This window comes from Andreprevotia lacus DSM 23236 (assembly GCF_900176275.1).
Taxonomy (GTDB): Bacteria; Pseudomonadota; Gammaproteobacteria; order Burkholderiales; family Chitinibacteraceae; genus Andreprevotia; species Andreprevotia lacus.
This window is the reverse complement of sequence record NZ_FWXD01000015.1, coordinates 111,916-126,456: the sequence shown is the minus strand read 5'-3', so window position 1 is coordinate 126,456 and position 14,541 is coordinate 111,916. Positions and strand designations below refer to the sequence as shown.

Sequence of the window (14,541 nt, the reverse complement as noted above, 5' to 3'; positions counted from 1 at the left end):
CCCCAGACCGGATGATCATCCCGTAGCGACAAGATCCGCTGCTCCAGGTCGGGCTCGGTGCGCCGTGGGCTGGAATGCGGGCGTCGGCTTTGATCGTGCAGGCCTGCCTCGCCTTGCGCGGTATAGCGGGCCAGCCACTTGTAGAGGGTCTTGGGCGAGAGGCCCATGCGGCGGGCCAGTTCGCGGCGGTTGGTGCCTTCCTGCAGGGCCAGCAGCACCAGTTCCTTGCGTTGATTCATGAGTGACACATCCTTCCATGGCACGGCAATGCTCCTGAGGCGGCTACCGTGTTAGTTAAGTCAATGTGTTACCCATGTCTTCGAACAGGTGTTACCTATGTCTCCGGTCTATACACCTCGCCGCCGCGAGGGAGCCTCGCTACGCTCGTCAGCGGTACGAATCGGGTCTTTGAAAATCAAACATTTAGGGGCATAACGGGTTCTTATAGCCAACCCTTCTTCTTGAAGAAGACATAGGGCGCAATGCCCGACAGCAGCATCAGCAAGATGGCAAACGGATAGCCCAGCTCCCATTTCAGTTCCGGCATCACGCCGAAGTTCATGCCGTAAACGCTGGCAATCATGGTCGGCGGCAGGAATACCACGCTGGCAATGGAGAAAATCTTGATGATCTTGTTCTGCGACAGGTTGATCAGGCCCATCACCGCGTCCATCAGGAAGTTGATCTTGTCGAACAGAAAACCGGTGTGGTTGTTCAAGGATTCGAGATCACGCAGGATCTCGCGCAGATTGCCCTCCTGCTCGCGGCCGATCACGCGCGAGCGCAGCAAAAACGACAGTGCGCGGCGCGTATCCATCAAATCCAGCCGCACCTTGCCGTTGACGTCCTCTTGCTGCGCGATGTCGGCAACGGTCTCAGCCATGGCTGCATCGTTCATTTCGGTTTCGCGGTTCAGCACGCGGCTGCTGACTTTTTCCAGCGCGCTGTAGACGCCTTCGAGCACGTCGGCGTCGTATTCCACCGCCACTTCATAGATGGACAGCAGAATGTCTTCGGCACTGCCGACAAAACCCGGCTGTACTCGTGCGCGCAGGCGGAACAGCCGGAACACGGCCAGTTCTTCCTGGCGCATGGTCAATAGCCGGCCTTCATTGAGCAGGAAGGACACGGTGACGTTGTCCGCGCCCTCGCTGTTCTGGTGCAGGAAGTAGGAGTTGATGTGCAGGCCGGCATCATCCACATAGCAGCGGGCAGACTCTTCGATGTCCTCCAGCTCTTCGTCCTCGGGCAACTCCAGCCGGAACACGCTTTGCACCAGCGCGCGCTCGTCGTCGCTGGGGTCTACGAGATCGACCCACATCACCTCGGGCCGGGCCAGATCGGCGGCCGTTTGCACCGGCAAATGAACAAGACGGCCGTGGGCCAATGCAAACGCTGCAAGCATGTAAAACTCCGCTGAAACCATGCCGTGCCGGCAAGTCGCGCGATTATACAAGCGCTGGCTGTTGCCGGCAGTGCCTGTCGCCGCACGCCGGGCGACGTGCATGCAACACCGCAGGCGCTGCCGCTTGCCGCCGGCGCAGGCGGGCGTCAGCATGGGCAGTGCAGGATTGCGCTGGCAACGGTATTTCTGCGCTGCGGGCCGGGGTGCTTCCGTGTCAGTATGCGCGCCCGCCAGTGCTGCCGTCGCAGCGGCACTAGGTGCTTACCCGCATGCCGTCATTGCTGACGCATCGGTTAGCATCGCCCGACAATAAAAACCGGCATCGTAGCCAACCCATAACAGATGCTCTCGCCCGCCATCCTGATCGAATTGCTGCACAGTCGCCGTTTCGGCGTCGAGTATCAGCCCATCGTCGAAGTCAAAAGCGGCGAGGCATTCGGCCACGAGGCGCTGGCGCGCTTCTATACTGCCAGCGGTGAGGCAGTACCGCCGCAGGCCGTGTTCGATGCGCTGGAGGCGCATCCGCTGGCGCTGTATCAAGTCGAGCACACGCTCAAGCGCTTGCAGATCGACGAAGCTCCGGCCGGCGAACTGTTCATCAATCTCGATCCCGACACTTTTCATATCGCCAGCAAGGACAAGGGGCCGCACCCGCTGGTCGATCTGGTTGGCCGACGCCACGGGCTGACGGTGGAAATCATCGAGAACAGCTCGGTATCCGATGCCGACAAAAGCCTGGCCATGGCCGATGCGTTTGCCGCGCGCAATGTGCGGCTGGCGCTGGATGATATCGGCGCGCCGGCCTCGGTGCTGTCGCTGCCGGTGTTGTTGCAGATGGATTTCCTCAAGTTCGATCGCCATTGGTGGGAGCGCTGGCACAGCCCCGGCTACCGCAAGCTGCTGCAAACGCTGGTGCGCTTTGCGCGCGAGCACGGCCAGGCCACCATCCTGGAGGGGGTCGAAACTCCGGCACACTGGCAGGCGGCGATGGAGCTGGGCGTCGATTATGTGCAGGGCTTCTTCTTCCGCGATTGTTTTCATAGCGTGCACCCTTAAGTCCGGATCGCAGCCTGAAACTGCAACCCGGCGCTGGTACACTGCGCCCCATGCCTGATTACCAAACCCTGCTTGCGCAGTCCGGCCTTGAGCGCATCGATGCCCAGGTGCTGTTCAGCCATGTGTCCGGCCGTAACCGTGCCTGGCTGATTGCGCATGGTCAGGACGAGGCCGATGCCGCCATCGCCGCCGCGTTCGATACGCTGGCAGCACGCCGCCGCGCTGGCGAGCCGGTGGCTTATCTCGTGGGGCAGCGCGAGTTCTTCGGGCGTGATTTCAAGGTCAGCCCGGCCGTGCTGATTCCGCGCCCGGACACCGAACTGCTGGTCGAGCTGGCGCTGGCGCGTGCCGGGCAGGGCGCGCAGCTGGTTGATCTGGGGACAGGATCAGGCTGCATTCCGGTCACCATCAAGCTGGAGCGACCCGATCTGCAGGTGAGCGCGGTCGATATCTCGCCCACCGCACTGGTGGTGGCCACCGCCAATGCCGCAGTGCTGGGCGCCGAGGTGCGTTTTCGCCAATCGGACTGGTTTGCCGCGCTGGCCGGCCAGCGTTTTGACGTGATCGTGTCCAACCCGCCGTATATCGAGCAGCACGATGCGCATCTGGCGCAGGGTGATCTGCGTTTCGAGCCGCGCAATGCACTGACCGACGAGGGCGACGGGCTGGTGCATATCCGCAGCATCGTCGCCGGCGCACCGGCGTACCTGCTGCCGCAGGGCTGGCTGCTGTTCGAGCATGGTTATGATCAGGGGGAGGCCAGCCGTGCACTGCTGGCGGCCGCAGGCTTTGCGCAAGTGCAGACCTGGGCCGATCTGGCCGGGCTGGACCGGGTCAGCGGCGGGCAATGGCAGGGTTGAGCGGCATTACCGTGCGTAAGCATGGCTTGTCGGGCGGGCGCAGTCGCCGCTACAATATCCGACTGAATTAATCGGTTATTGAGGCATTACTCCCATGAGCGAACGCGACGTCCAGCAGGAAATCCACCAGATCGTGACCGAAAACCCGGTCGCCCTCTTCATGAAAGGTACTCCGACCTTTCCGCAGTGCGGTTTTTCCGCCGGTGCGGTGCAGCTCTTGAAGAATGTCGGCGTGCCGTTTGCCGCCGTCAACGTGCTGGCCGATCCGGATATCCGCCAAGGCATCAAGGACTATGCCAACTGGCCGACCATTCCGCAGCTCTACATCAAGGGCGAGTTCGTCGGCGGTTCGGACATCATGAAAGAACTGTATGCCAGTGGCGAGCTGCAAAAGCTGCTGGAAGCCTACAAGGCAGCCTGATTCCGGCTTGCCTGTGCCAAAGCCCCTGCACCGCAGGGGCTTTTTTGTGCCTGCGCTTCAGGCAGCGTTGCCAAACGCCTCGTGGGCCAGTAGCTCTGCATGGGCCCGCTCGATATGCGTGCGCTCACGGCGCAGATATTCGGCTACCGCACGCGCAAAGCCCGGGTGGGCCAGCCAGTGGGCCGAATACGTCATCACCGGTGAAAAGCCGCGTGCCTGCTTGTGCTCGCCCTGTGCGCCGCCCTCGAACACGGCGATGCCGCGCTCCAGCGCAAATTCGATCCCCTGGTAGTAACACAGCTCGAAATGCAGATTGGGCTCGAAACCACCGCCACCTGCTTCCCAATCCGCCCCCCAGTAGCGGCCATACAGCCGGCCCGGCCCGATCAGGTTGAGCGCACACGCCAGCGGCTCGTCGTTGCGGTAGGCCATGATCAGCAGGCAAGCCTCGGGCAGCGTCTGGCCGATCTGGCGGAAAAAGCCCTCGTTCAGATAGGGGCTGGAACGGTGTTCGTGATAGGTGTTGCTGTAGCAGCGGGCAAAGAAGGCCCAGTCTTCCGCCGTGATGGCATGGCCCACCTTGCGTTCGATGCGGATGCCGGCGGCGGTCACCTTGTTGCGCTCCTGGCGGATTTTCTTGCGCTTGTCGCGCTTGAGCGCCGCGAGGAAGGCATCGAAATCGGCCCAGCCCTGGTTGCGCCAGTGAAACTGGATTTGGGTGCGCAGCTGCAGGCCCAGGTCCTGTAGCAGTGCAATGTCGCGCTGGGGATGGAACAGCAGGTGCAGGCTGCTGGCCTCGACATCGCGCGCCAGTGCCAGTGCGCCCTGAATCAGCTGGCTGCGATCGGCATCGCTATCCGCCAGCAGGCGCTCGCCCGGCACAGGCGTAAACGGAATCGCGCCCAAGAGTTTGGGGTAATAGTCGAGGCCGTGTTCGTGATAGGCCTGTGCCCACGACCAGTCGAACACGTATTCGCCGTAGGAGTGCTGCTTGAGGTACAGCGGCAGCGCGCCGCGCAGCGGGCCATCTTCGGCGCCGTCGTGCAGCGCGATGTGGCAGGGTTGCCAGCCGCTGTCACGGCCTACGCAGCCGTGGGCCTCCATCGCCGCCAGAAAAGCGTGGTTGAGTACCGGCGATGCGCCGGCCAGCGCATTCCATTGCGCGGGTGGCAGGGTGCTCAGATCGGTGTGGACGCGCAGCATGGCGGCAGGATAGCGCCTTTTTGTGCCGCCTTGGTGTCGTGACGGGCGCTGCTGTGGGCGCGGGCCGCTGACGCAATGTTGCTACGCCACGTTTTGGCGTCTGCAGCGCGGGGATTGGGCATCGGCTCCACCCGGCGGGCAGGTCAAGAGGGCGTGTTGTTGCCCGTCGTGGCAGGGGCGTCGCCACCAACTCATGGCGCAGCGTTTCGCCTGCTCAAAATGGGCAAAAACCCGGCAACCCCGGGTTCTTTGACGCCGCTTACCCCCAGGGGCATCGCGTTACAGGCGGGCTCACAACAGGCGGAATGCCAGCGTCTTCATGGCGGCTTTGGCCGGATTCCAGCAATCGTCGCCCTGGCGATACTGGCCGGCGCCGCTGCCCACCTCGGCGCTGCTGCGGATATTGCCGGTGGCGGGGTTGCCGTCGTCGTACAGGTTGTCCAGCTCGCAGGCGTAGCGCACGTCGATGACGCCACTGGTGCCGTCCGGGCCGGCCACGATCCAGTTGGCCGGTGTGTTGCTGCCCAGGTTGGTGCCGGCCGAGACCAGATGCCATTGCTGGCCCAGCGGCATGTTGCGGTCGCTGGCCGACAGCAGCGCCGGTTGTTGCTGCAGTTCGTACCAGAACGCGGCCTGTTCGGCGGCGGTGTTCAGCAGGCCATCGTGCAGGCCGTTGCATGCGCTTGCCGTTGCGGGTGACGCTGCATTGCAACCGTCGCCGGGCAAACGCCCCTGTCGTTCATGAAACGACACGATGGCCGCCTGGATCTTGCTGGCACCGGCATAGGTGTTCTTGACCCGCGCGCCGGCGATCAGATCGCGCCCCTTGAAGGCCAAGCCCAGGATCAGGCCGATGATGACGAAAACGATGGCCACCTCGATCATGGTGAAGCCGTTGTTGCGGGTATTGCTCATCTCTGTATTCCTTGCGCGGCTGCGGGGCAGGCCGCTGGCATGTTTTTTTATGAGATTAACATTAATTTCTAATGTTTGACTGGCAGTCGCCGTGCGGCCGACAAACGTAGTAGCAGGATTGGGCGGGGTGTTGCGTATTTGGGGCAGGCCAGATGCTTCGGACGTTTTGTTACCTGCCGATGGCATGGTTTGAAATTAGCCAGTCTGGCGTGTCGGGGCTGCGGGCTGCGGTTTGCGGGTACGGACTGCAGACCGCGCCATTGCTGAATTTTCAGCAACCGGCCTTCATTGGTACACGCTGTGTAATCAACCCCCAAGCGCCAGTCGTCTGCATGACATGGGAATGTGAAAATGTCATAGCGTGAGATACCGCGCTGTTCGTAATGGAGGCGCAAGCTTAGAATGCAACCTTGAACTTGTACTCACCAGTCTAACTGCCGGCCACCCATGTCCGATCACGCTGTCGTAGAACTCGATCGTGTCCGCTTTGCCTATGGCGAAGCCGACGTGCTGCGCGACGTTTCCTTTACGGTACGGCGCGGCCAGATCACGGCCATCATGGGCGGTTCGGGCTCGGGCAAGACCACCTTGCTGCGCCTGATCGGCGGCCAGTTGCAGGCCAGCGCCGGCCATGTGCGCGTCGATGGCGAAGATGTCGGCAGCCTGGGCGAAACCGCGCTCTACCGGCTGCGTCGCAAGCTGGGGATGCTGTTCCAGTTTGGCGCGCTGTTTACCGATCTGTCGGTGTTCGAGAATGTGGCGTTCCCGTTGCGCGAGCGCACCGGCCTGCCTGAATCCATTATTCGCGATCTGGTACTGATGAAGCTGCAGGCCGTGGGCCTGCGCGGTGCGGCGCAACTGATGCCCAGCGAGCTGTCCGGTGGCATGGCGCGCCGCGTGGCGCTGGCGCGTGCCATTGCGCTTGATCCGTTGCTGATGCTGTACGACGAGCCGTTTACCGGCCTCGACCCGATATCGCTGTCGGTCACCGGCAAGCTAATCCGAGAGCTGAATGATGCGCTCGGTGGTGCCTCCATCATCGTCACGCACGACGTGGCCGAATCGCTGGCCATTGTCGACCAGGTGGTGTTCCTCGCGGATGGCGTGATCGTGGCGCAAGGCAGTCCGGACGAAGTTCGCGCGTCGGATCACCCCTTCGTGCGGCAATTCATCAATGGCGAAACGGACGGTCCGGTGCCGTTCCACAAGCCTGCCGTACCGTTCGGCGTCGAACTTGGCCTGGAGGGTGCACGTGGCTAATCCTGTCGTGAAGCTCATCAGCCGTATTGGCGCGCCGTTTACCGATGCGCTGCTCAAGCTGGGCTTTGCCGCGCGCTTCTTCGTGGCCGTGCTGCGCCATTCGCCGATTGCGCTGCTGCGTTTCTCGCTCACCATGCGCGAGATCTGGTTTGCCGGCGTGTTGTCGGTGCTGATCATCGGCGTATCCGGCCTGTTTGTCGGCATGGTGCTGGCGTTGCAGGGCTACGACACGCTGGTGCGCTTTGGTGCATCGTCGTCGCTGGGCATTCTGGTGGCGCTCTCCCTGGTGCGCGAGCTGGGCCCGGTGGTGGGGGCGCTGCTGTTTGCCAGCCGTGCCGGCTCGGCCATTACGGCTGAAATTGGCCTGATGAAGGCTACCGAGCAACTGTCGGCGATGGAAATGATGGCGGTCAACCCGATCGCCCGCGTCGTGGCGCCGCGCTTCTGGGGCGGCGTGATCTCGATGCCGCTCTTGGCGGCCATGTTCAGCGCCATGGGCATCATCGGTGGCTATCTGGTCGGCGTGCAGTTGCTGGGGCTGGATTCAGGCAGTTTCTGGTCGCAAATGCAGGCCTCGGTCGATTTGCGCTTTGACGTCATCAACGGCGTGATCAAGAGCGTGTTTTTCGGCATCGCGGTATCGCTGATTGCCGTATTTGAAGGTTATGACGCCCCGCCGACGGCGGAAGGCGTATCCGGCGCCACCACCCGCACGGTGGTGACGTCGGCACTGGTCATTCTCGGTCTGGACGTGCTCCTGACCGCATTCATGTTTAGGGGTGTTTGATGAAACGCGGCTTGATCGATTTCTGGGTGGGGCTGTTCGTGATGGCGGGCGTTGCCGCGCTGCTGTTCCTGGCGTTCAAGGTCAGCAGCAGCAGCACGCTGGTCGCATCCGATACCTATACGCTGAGCGCCAATTTCGAAAATATCGGCGGGCTGAAGGCACGTGCGCCGATCAAGAGTTCGGGCGTGGTGATCGGCCGTGTGACCGGCATTACCTTTGACCCGAAAACCTATATGGCCAAGGTATCGTTTGCCATCGACAAACGCTATCAGTTCAGCCGCGACACCAGCGCATCCATCCTCACCTCCGGCCTGCTGGGCGAGCAGTACATCGGGCTGGAGCCGGGGGCGGATGACCGCATGCTGGAAGATGGCGGCCGCATCACCATTACATCGTCGGCCGTGGTGCTTGAACAGCTGATCAGCCGCTTCCTGTTCTCCAAGGCGCAGGAAGGTGGCAGCAGCGGCGCATCCGAGCCGGCATCGAATCACGCACTGGAGAAATAAACATGAAAAAATGGCTCATGATGCTGTTGCTGGCGGTGTTGCCGGCGCTGGCGCTGGCAGGCGCCGAAACCCCGGAAATGATCGTCAAGAACGTCAGCCGAGACGTGCTGGAAGCGATCAAGAAGAACGACAAGGACGTGATCAAGCTGCGCGAGCAGGTCTCGCAAAAGGTCGAGCCGCTCGCCGACTACACGCGCATGACCGCGCTGGCCGTCGGCCGCTACTGGAAGAGCGCCACGCCGGAGCAGCAACAGCAACTGACCGGCGAATTCCGCCAGATGCTGGTACGCACCTATCTGTCCGCGCTCACCATTTACAAGAATGCGCAGGTGAACGTGATCGGCGCCCGCCCGGGTGAAAGTGTGGATGAACAGAGCGTGCGCACCGAGGTGAGCATTCCGGGCCAGAAGGTGATCCCGCTCGAGTTCTACTTCGAGAGGCTGAACGGCAGCTGGAAGGTGTATGACATCGCGGTGGACGGCATCAGCTTTACCGTCAACAACCGCAACCAGTTCGGTTCGGCCATTCGCCAGAAGGGCATCGACGGTCTGATCAAGCAGTTGTCCGACCTGAATGCGCAGGCCAATGTCAGTGGCAAGGCTGCCAACAAGTGAGCACGTTGCAGATCGGTGGCCGGCTGACCTTCGATACCGCCGCTGCGCGGCTGGGTGAGCTTGCCTGGCCGGCCGAAGGCGAGGCCTTGCTGCTTGATCTGGCCGCGCTGGACGCGGTTGATTCGGCCGGGGTGTCGGTCTTGCTGCACTGGCAGCGCGCCGCGCGCGAGCGCGGCGTTTTGCTGCGCTGGCAGGGCGCGCCGACCGGCTTGCGCCAGTTGCTGGAGGTTTACGGGCTGACCGAGCTGTTTGCGGCGGCCTGATCCGTCCAAGAGGCTGCCCACGCGCCCCCGGCTTCTCCTACAATAACGGCTTTACGGCCTCCTTCCTCCCTACGCCATGCGCCCGACCCTATTTGCTGCCGTCGCCGTATCCATCCTGCTGGTGGGCTGTGCCACGCCGCAGAACAATTACGACCCGCTCGAGCCGGTCAACCGGGGCATCTTTGCCTTCAATACCGTGGTTGACCGCATTGCCGTCAAGCCGGTGGCCAAGGTCTACCGTAACTATGCGCCCGGCCCGGTGAAGGATGGCACGCATAACTTCTTTGCCAATTTCGACGACTTTTTCTCGGTCTTCGGCAATCTGCTGCAGGGCAAGGTTGGCGATGCCGGACACAGCGCGGGCCGTGTGCTGGTGAATACCAGTGTGGGCATGTTCGGCCTGGTGGACTGGGCCAGTGGCATGGGGCTGAAGAAAACCGACGAAGACCTGGGGCAGGCCATTGGCCATCTCGGCGTGGGCAGCGGGCCTTACCTGATGTTGCCGCTGCTTGGCCCGACGTCGGCGCGCGATGTGGTCGACCCGGTTTCGCGTGCGCTGCTCGATCCGGTTGACCTGACCTATGACGTATCGACCGGGGTCAGCATCGGTCGTGCCGCCATCGGCGCACTGGATGCACGCGCCGCCGTGCTGCCGCTGGATCCGCTGATCGAATCGCAGATCGACCCCTATGCCTATCTGCGCGATGCCTGGCTGCAAAAGCGTTACAACGATGTGTGGGACGGCAACCCGCCCGCACCGCTGCAACTGGGGCCGGGTCTGGATGAGGGCGACGAGCCGGATGCCGCCACCGAACAGAAAACCGGCACAACGGCGACGGACGCCAGCAAGTGAGCGCCATCGTTTTTGATCACGTAATCAAGCGCTTCGGTGATTTCGAGGCGCTGGGCGGGGTCAGCTTTACCGTCGAGCAGGGGGATTTCTTTGCGCTGCTCGGCCCCAATGGCGCTGGCAAGACCACGCTGATTTCCATTCTGGGCGGGCTTACGCAGGCCAGCAGCGGCGCCGTCAAGGTGATGGGGCACGATGTGGCCGGTGATTACCGCGCTGCGCGCCGCGCCGTCGGCATCGTGCCGCAGGAGCTGGTGTTCGACCCCTTCTTTACCGTGCGCGAAACGCTGCAGTTCCAGTCCGGCTATTTCGGCCTCAAGGACAACGGCGCATGGATAGACGAAATCCTTGAGAACCTGGGCCTGACCGCCAAGGCCAATACCAATATGCGCGCGCTCTCGGGCGGCATGAAGCGCCGTGTGATGGTGGCACAGGCGCTGGTGCACCGCCCGCCGGTCATCGTGCTGGATGAGCCGACTGCCGGCGTCGATGTCGAACTGCGCCAGACCTTGTGGGCCTTCATCCAGCGGCTGAACAAGGATGGTCACACCATCGTGCTGACCACGCACTATCTGGAAGAGGCCGAGGCCCTGTGCAACCGCATTGCCATGCTCAAGCAGGGCAGACTGATCGCGCTGGAAGAGAAAAACGCGCTAATGAACCGAGGCAAGGCGCGTTCGCTGACCTTGCGGCTGCGCCCGGCCGAGCTGCCGGCCGCGCTGCAGCCCTTGCTGGTGGCCGAGCGCGATGGCCACTTCGAGCTCAAGCTGTCCGAGCCCGATGCGCTGACCGATATTCTGCTGGCCTTGCGTGCAGCCGGCATCAGCGTGCGCGATATCGAAGTGGCCAAGCCTGATCTGGAAGACATCTTCGTCAGCATGATGCGCGACGCGCCGCAGGGGGCGTGATGCAGATCCGCGCCGTGCGCGACGGTGATGCGGCGGCCATCTGCCCGCTGCTGGCCGATCTGGGCTACCCCAGCGACGAAGCCGCCGTGCGTGTGCGCCTGGCGAATCTCGATCGGGCCGGTGGCTATGCCTGTCTGGTGGCCGAAGAGGGTGAGCGGCTGCTGGGGCTGGTCCTGCTGGCACAGGCATGGATGATAGAAATGGACGGCATGCAGGTGCGCATCGTCGCGCTGGTCGTCGATGAAAACGCGCGCGGGCGCGGCATCGGCGTGGCGCTGATGGACGAAGCCGAGCGCTGGGCGCGCGCGCAGGGCGCCACCGCGCTGCAGCTCAACAGCGGCACCCACCGCCCCGAGGCACACGCCTTTTACCGCCAGCGCGGCTACAGCAACAATGGCCTGCGCTTTTACAAAAAGATCGGTGACGGCAAATGACCGGATTTTCCACCCTGTTTTACAAAGAGCTGCTGCGCTTCTGGAAGGTATCGTTCCAGACCGTGCTGGCGCCGGTGCTGACCGCGCTGCTCTACCTGCTGATTTTTGCCCACGTGCTTGATGCGCATGTGCAGCCCTATCCAGGCGTGCGCTATGTGGCCTTCCTGATTCCGGGTCTGGCGATGATGAGCATGCTGCAGAATGCCTTCGCCAATACCTCGTCCAGCCTGATCCAGTCCAAGATCACCGGTAATCTGGTGTTCATCCTGCTGCCGCCGCTGTCGCACTTCGAGTTCTTTGCCGCCTATGTGCTGGCAGCCATCGTGCGCGGCGTGATTGTCGGCGCCGGCGTGCTGTTGCTGACCTTGTTCTTTGCCGTGCCGCCGATGGGCAACCCGCTGTGGGTGCTGGCGTTTGCGCTGCTGGGCAGCGGCCTGATGGCGGTGCTGGGGCTGATTGCCGGTATCTGGGCCGAGAAATTCGACCAGCTTGCGGCGTTCCAGAACTTCCTCATCATGCCGCTGACGTTCCTGTCCGGCGTGTTCTACTCGATCCACTCGCTGCCGCCTTTCTGGTACGGTGTGTCGCAATGGAACCCGGTGTTCTACGCGATTGACGGTTTCCGCCACGGATTCTTCGGTGTTTCCGACGTTTCGCCGTGGCTCAGCCTTGCGGTCGTCGGCGCAACCTTCATTGCGCTGTCCGGCTATAGCTACTCGCTGATAAAATCCGGCTACAAAATCCGCCGCTGAGCGGCCGCCCATGAAACGCCCCTGGCGGCGTTGCGCTCGCTTGCCGTACTCACGTACTGTTTGCGCTTCGCGCGCTTTGCCTGCGACGTTTTCTGCGCGGCCTCATTCGACAGGCCGATTTTTTGTTGAACCTACACAAAGTACGCAATGGCCCCCGAATTCGTAGCCCAGTTGTTGACCGACCGTCTTGATGCCACGCACACCGATGTGCGCGGCGACGGCCACCATTTCTATGCCAAGCTGGCCAGCCCGCGCTTTGAGGGCCTCGGCCTGCTGGCGCGCCACCGTCTGGTCAAGGACGCGCTGAAAGACGTGATCGACTCGGGCGAGCTGCACGCGCTCAGCCTGGAAAAAACGCTGACCCCGGCAGAGTGGGCGGCGCAGTGAGCGAAGACCGCTTCAAGCTCGACGCCATCGACAAGCAGCGCGCCAGCATCGAGCGCGCCAAGCAGCAGGCGCAAGAGCAAAAGCACGATCCCAGTACCGGCCGGCTGATGGCGCTGACCAATCTGCCGTGGCTGATTGCGCTGCTGGGCTTCCTCTGGTGGAAATACCACTGAAGACCGGCCAATATCGCGCGATAATGCGCGCAGTTGACTTCACCCGCCCTGTGGCGGGCATTTTTGTTTAGAGACTATGGACAAGCTCAAGATCACCGGCGGCCTGCCACTGAACGGCGAAATCACCATTTCCGGCGCCAAGAATGCCGCGCTGCCCATCCTGTGCGCCAGCCTCCTGACGGCGGACACGCTGCGCCTGACCAATGTGCCGCAGCTGGCCGACGTGAAGACCACGCAAAAACTGCTGCAGGGCATGGGCGTGCGGGTGATGACCGACAATGTCCATGAATACGAAATCACTGCCAACCACGTCACCAGCCTGATCGCCCCGTACGATCTGGTGAAGACCATGCGTGCGTCCATCCTGGTGCTCGGCCCGACCCTGGCGCGTTTTGGCGAAGCGCAGGTATCGCTGCCCGGCGGTTGCGCCATTGGCGCGCGCCCGGTCGACCAGCACATCAAGGGCCTGCAGGCCATGGGCGCCGAGATCGTCATCGAGCATGGCTATGTAAAGGCAAGCGGCAAGCTCAAGGGCGCGCGCATTGTCTGTGACATGGTCACCGTCACCGGCACCGAAAACCTGCTGATGGCAGCTACGCTGGCCGTAGGCACCACGGTGATCGAAAACGCCGCGCGCGAGCCGGAAGTCGTCGATCTGGCCGAATGCCTGATCAAGATGGGCGCGAAGATCAGCGGCCACGGCACCGACCGCATCACCATCGAGGGTGTGGAAAAGCTGCACGGCGCCGAGCACGCCATCATTGCCGACCGCATCGAGACCGGCACCTTCCTGGTGGCTGCTGCCGTCGCGCAAGGCCATATCGTGCTGCGCAACACCCGTGCCGACATCCTCGATGCGGTGCTGGAAAAACTGCGCGAGTCCGGTGCCTATATCGAAGCCGGCGACGACTGGATTTCGCTGGACATGAAGCAGCGCCCCAAGGCCGTCAACGTGCGCACCTTGCCTTACCCGGCCTTCCCGACCGACATGCAGGCGCAGTTCATGCTGCTCAACTGCATTGCCGAGGGCACCGGCGTGATTACCGAAACCATTTTCGAAAACCGCTTCATGCATGCGCCCGAGCTGGTGCGCATGGGCGCCAGCATCAATACCGAAGGCAACACCGCCATCGTGACCGGCGTACCGGCACTGTCTGGCGCCACCGTGATGGCCACCGACCTGCGCGCCTCGGCCTCGCTGGTGATGGCCGGGCTGATCGCTAGCGGTGAAACCATTGTTGACCGCATTTACCACCTTGATCGTGGCTACGAGCACATCGAGCGCAAGCTGTCGGGCGTGGGTGCGCAAATCGAGCGGATTTCCTGAGCATGCTGACCCTCAACCCCAAGCCCGCGTCCGAGGACGATGACGGCAAGCCCAAGCCGCCCACGCAGATCGAAAAGTTCTTTGCCGTGGCCGCGCATCTGGCCGGCGTGCTGTGGCTGCCCATCATCCCGATCACCGGACTGGCGCTGGTGGTGCCGTTCATCGTGCTGCAGTTCTCGCGCGTGCATTCCGAGTTCACCGAGCAGCACGCGGTGCAGGCCAGCAACTTCCAGTTGCTGATGGGCTGCTTTTATCTGGTCGCACTGGCACTGGGCATGGTGACCAATTCCATGGCCATTACCCATTTGCTGGAACTGTGGGTGGCCATCGTGTCGTCCGCGCTGGGCCTGTGGGAAGGCGCCAAGGCCATCAATGGCTGGAAGTCCAAATACCCGCTGACTCTCAAACTATTCAAGTAAA

At 62.6% G+C, this 14,541-nt stretch carries 20 protein-coding genes; 16 read left to right on the top strand and 4 right to left on the bottom strand.

The window, feature by feature from the left end:
* Together B9A19_RS13685 and corA are read right to left on the bottom strand one after the other, a co-directional pair.
* On the bottom strand, positions 1–239 hold a 239-nt coding region (locus tag B9A19_RS13685; protein WP_139798831.1), incomplete at its 3' end, for a helix-turn-helix domain-containing protein.
* Between the two features lie 203 nt (positions 240–442).
* Positions 443–1,405 (bottom strand): magnesium/cobalt transporter CorA, encoded by a 963-nt coding sequence (gene corA / locus B9A19_RS13680; protein WP_084091370.1) that lies wholly within the window; start codon positions 1,403–1,405, stop codon positions 443–445.
* A 342-nt stretch (positions 1,406–1,747) separates the two neighbouring features.
* On the opposite strand from corA, the gene B9A19_RS13675 reads away from it, so the two are divergent.
* The 3 genes from B9A19_RS13675 (at position 1,748) to grxD (ending at position 3,742) form a co-directional block, all read left to right on the top strand.
* Positions 1,748–2,461, top strand: coding sequence for an EAL domain-containing protein (locus B9A19_RS13675; RefSeq protein WP_084091360.1), 714 nt, complete (start codon positions 1,748–1,750; stop codon positions 2,459–2,461).
* Between the two features lie 50 nt (positions 2,462–2,511).
* Complete coding sequence (gene prmC / locus B9A19_RS13670; RefSeq protein ID WP_084091359.1) at positions 2,512–3,321, top strand: peptide chain release factor N(5)-glutamine methyltransferase; 810 nt, start codon at positions 2,512–2,514, stop codon at positions 3,319–3,321.
* Between the two features lie 94 nt (positions 3,322–3,415).
* Entirely contained in the window at positions 3,416–3,742 is a 327-nt protein-coding gene (grxD, locus tag B9A19_RS13665) for a Grx4 family monothiol glutaredoxin (RefSeq protein WP_084091358.1), read from the top strand.
* 57 nt (positions 3,743–3,799) lie between these two features.
* Here grxD and B9A19_RS13660 read toward each other — a convergent pair whose 3' ends face one another.
* Both B9A19_RS13660 and B9A19_RS13655 read right to left on the bottom strand, forming a co-directional pair.
* Positions 3,800–4,945, bottom strand: coding sequence for a GNAT family N-acetyltransferase (locus tag B9A19_RS13660; protein WP_084091357.1), 1,146 nt, complete (start codon positions 4,943–4,945; stop codon positions 3,800–3,802).
* 291 nt (positions 4,946–5,236) lie between these two features.
* Positions 5,237–5,860: a type II secretion system protein gene (locus tag B9A19_RS13655; protein ID WP_176216933.1), complete on the bottom strand. Its 624-nt coding sequence runs from the start codon at positions 5,858–5,860 to the stop codon at positions 5,237–5,239.
* A 447-nt stretch (positions 5,861–6,307) separates the two neighbouring features.
* Between B9A19_RS13655 and B9A19_RS13650 the strand changes: the two genes are divergently transcribed.
* From B9A19_RS13650 to B9A19_RS13590, 13 genes are all read left to right on the top strand, one after another.
* Positions 6,308–7,120, top strand: a complete 813-nt coding sequence (locus tag B9A19_RS13650; RefSeq protein ID WP_084091355.1) for an ABC transporter ATP-binding protein — start codon at positions 6,308–6,310, stop codon at positions 7,118–7,120.
* Positions 7,121–7,127: 7 nt separating this feature from the next.
* Positions 7,128–7,907, top strand: coding sequence for a lipid asymmetry maintenance ABC transporter permease subunit MlaE (mlaE, locus tag B9A19_RS13645; RefSeq protein ID WP_373278018.1), 780 nt, complete (start codon positions 7,128–7,130; stop codon positions 7,905–7,907).
* On the top strand, positions 7,907–8,413 hold the full coding sequence (mlaD, locus tag B9A19_RS13640) for an outer membrane lipid asymmetry maintenance protein MlaD (RefSeq protein WP_084091353.1): 507 nt from the start codon (positions 7,907–7,909) through the stop codon (positions 8,411–8,413). The genes mlaE and mlaD overlap by 1 nt, the downstream gene beginning before the upstream one ends.
* A 2-nt stretch (positions 8,414–8,415) precedes the next feature.
* On the top strand, positions 8,416–9,027 hold the full coding sequence (locus tag B9A19_RS13635) for an MlaC/ttg2D family ABC transporter substrate-binding protein (protein WP_084091352.1): 612 nt from the start codon (positions 8,416–8,418) through the stop codon (positions 9,025–9,027).
* Positions 9,024–9,290 (top strand): STAS domain-containing protein, encoded by a 267-nt coding sequence (locus tag B9A19_RS13630; protein ID WP_084091351.1) that lies wholly within the window; start codon positions 9,024–9,026, stop codon positions 9,288–9,290. Before B9A19_RS13635 ends, B9A19_RS13630 begins: the two co-directional genes overlap by 4 nt.
* 76 nt (positions 9,291–9,366) lie before the next feature.
* On the top strand, positions 9,367–10,143 hold the full coding sequence (locus B9A19_RS13625) for an MlaA family lipoprotein (protein ID WP_084091350.1): 777 nt from the start codon (positions 9,367–9,369) through the stop codon (positions 10,141–10,143).
* Positions 10,140–11,048: an ABC transporter ATP-binding protein gene (locus B9A19_RS13620; protein WP_084091349.1), complete on the top strand. Its 909-nt coding sequence runs from the start codon at positions 10,140–10,142 to the stop codon at positions 11,046–11,048. The genes B9A19_RS13625 and B9A19_RS13620 overlap by 4 nt, the downstream gene beginning before the upstream one ends.
* A complete protein-coding gene (locus B9A19_RS13615) occupies positions 11,048–11,482 on the top strand; it encodes a GNAT family N-acetyltransferase (RefSeq protein ID WP_084091348.1) in 435 nt (144 codons plus the stop codon). The genes B9A19_RS13620 and B9A19_RS13615 overlap by 1 nt, the downstream gene beginning before the upstream one ends.
* The gene (locus B9A19_RS13610) at positions 11,479–12,234 is read left to right on the top strand and encodes an ABC transporter permease (protein ID WP_084091347.1); all 756 of its coding nucleotides are present in this window, start codon (positions 11,479–11,481) and stop codon (positions 12,232–12,234) included. Before B9A19_RS13615 ends, B9A19_RS13610 begins: the two co-directional genes overlap by 4 nt.
* A 147-nt stretch (positions 12,235–12,381) precedes the next feature.
* Positions 12,382–12,621, top strand: coding sequence for a BolA family protein (locus B9A19_RS13605; RefSeq protein ID WP_084091346.1), 240 nt, complete (start codon positions 12,382–12,384; stop codon positions 12,619–12,621).
* A complete protein-coding gene (locus tag B9A19_RS22610) occupies positions 12,618–12,794 on the top strand; it encodes a hypothetical protein (protein WP_176216932.1) in 177 nt (58 codons plus the stop codon). The genes B9A19_RS13605 and B9A19_RS22610 overlap by 4 nt, the downstream gene beginning before the upstream one ends.
* Positions 12,795–12,870: 76 nt before the next feature.
* Positions 12,871–14,121, top strand: coding sequence for a UDP-N-acetylglucosamine 1-carboxyvinyltransferase (gene murA, locus B9A19_RS13595; protein WP_084091344.1), 1,251 nt, complete (start codon positions 12,871–12,873; stop codon positions 14,119–14,121).
* Between the two features lie 2 nt (positions 14,122–14,123).
* On the top strand, positions 14,124–14,540 hold the full coding sequence (locus B9A19_RS13590; protein WP_084091343.1) for a DUF4870 domain-containing protein: 417 nt from the start codon (positions 14,124–14,126) through the stop codon (positions 14,538–14,540).
* Position 14,541 lies beyond the last annotated feature (1 nt).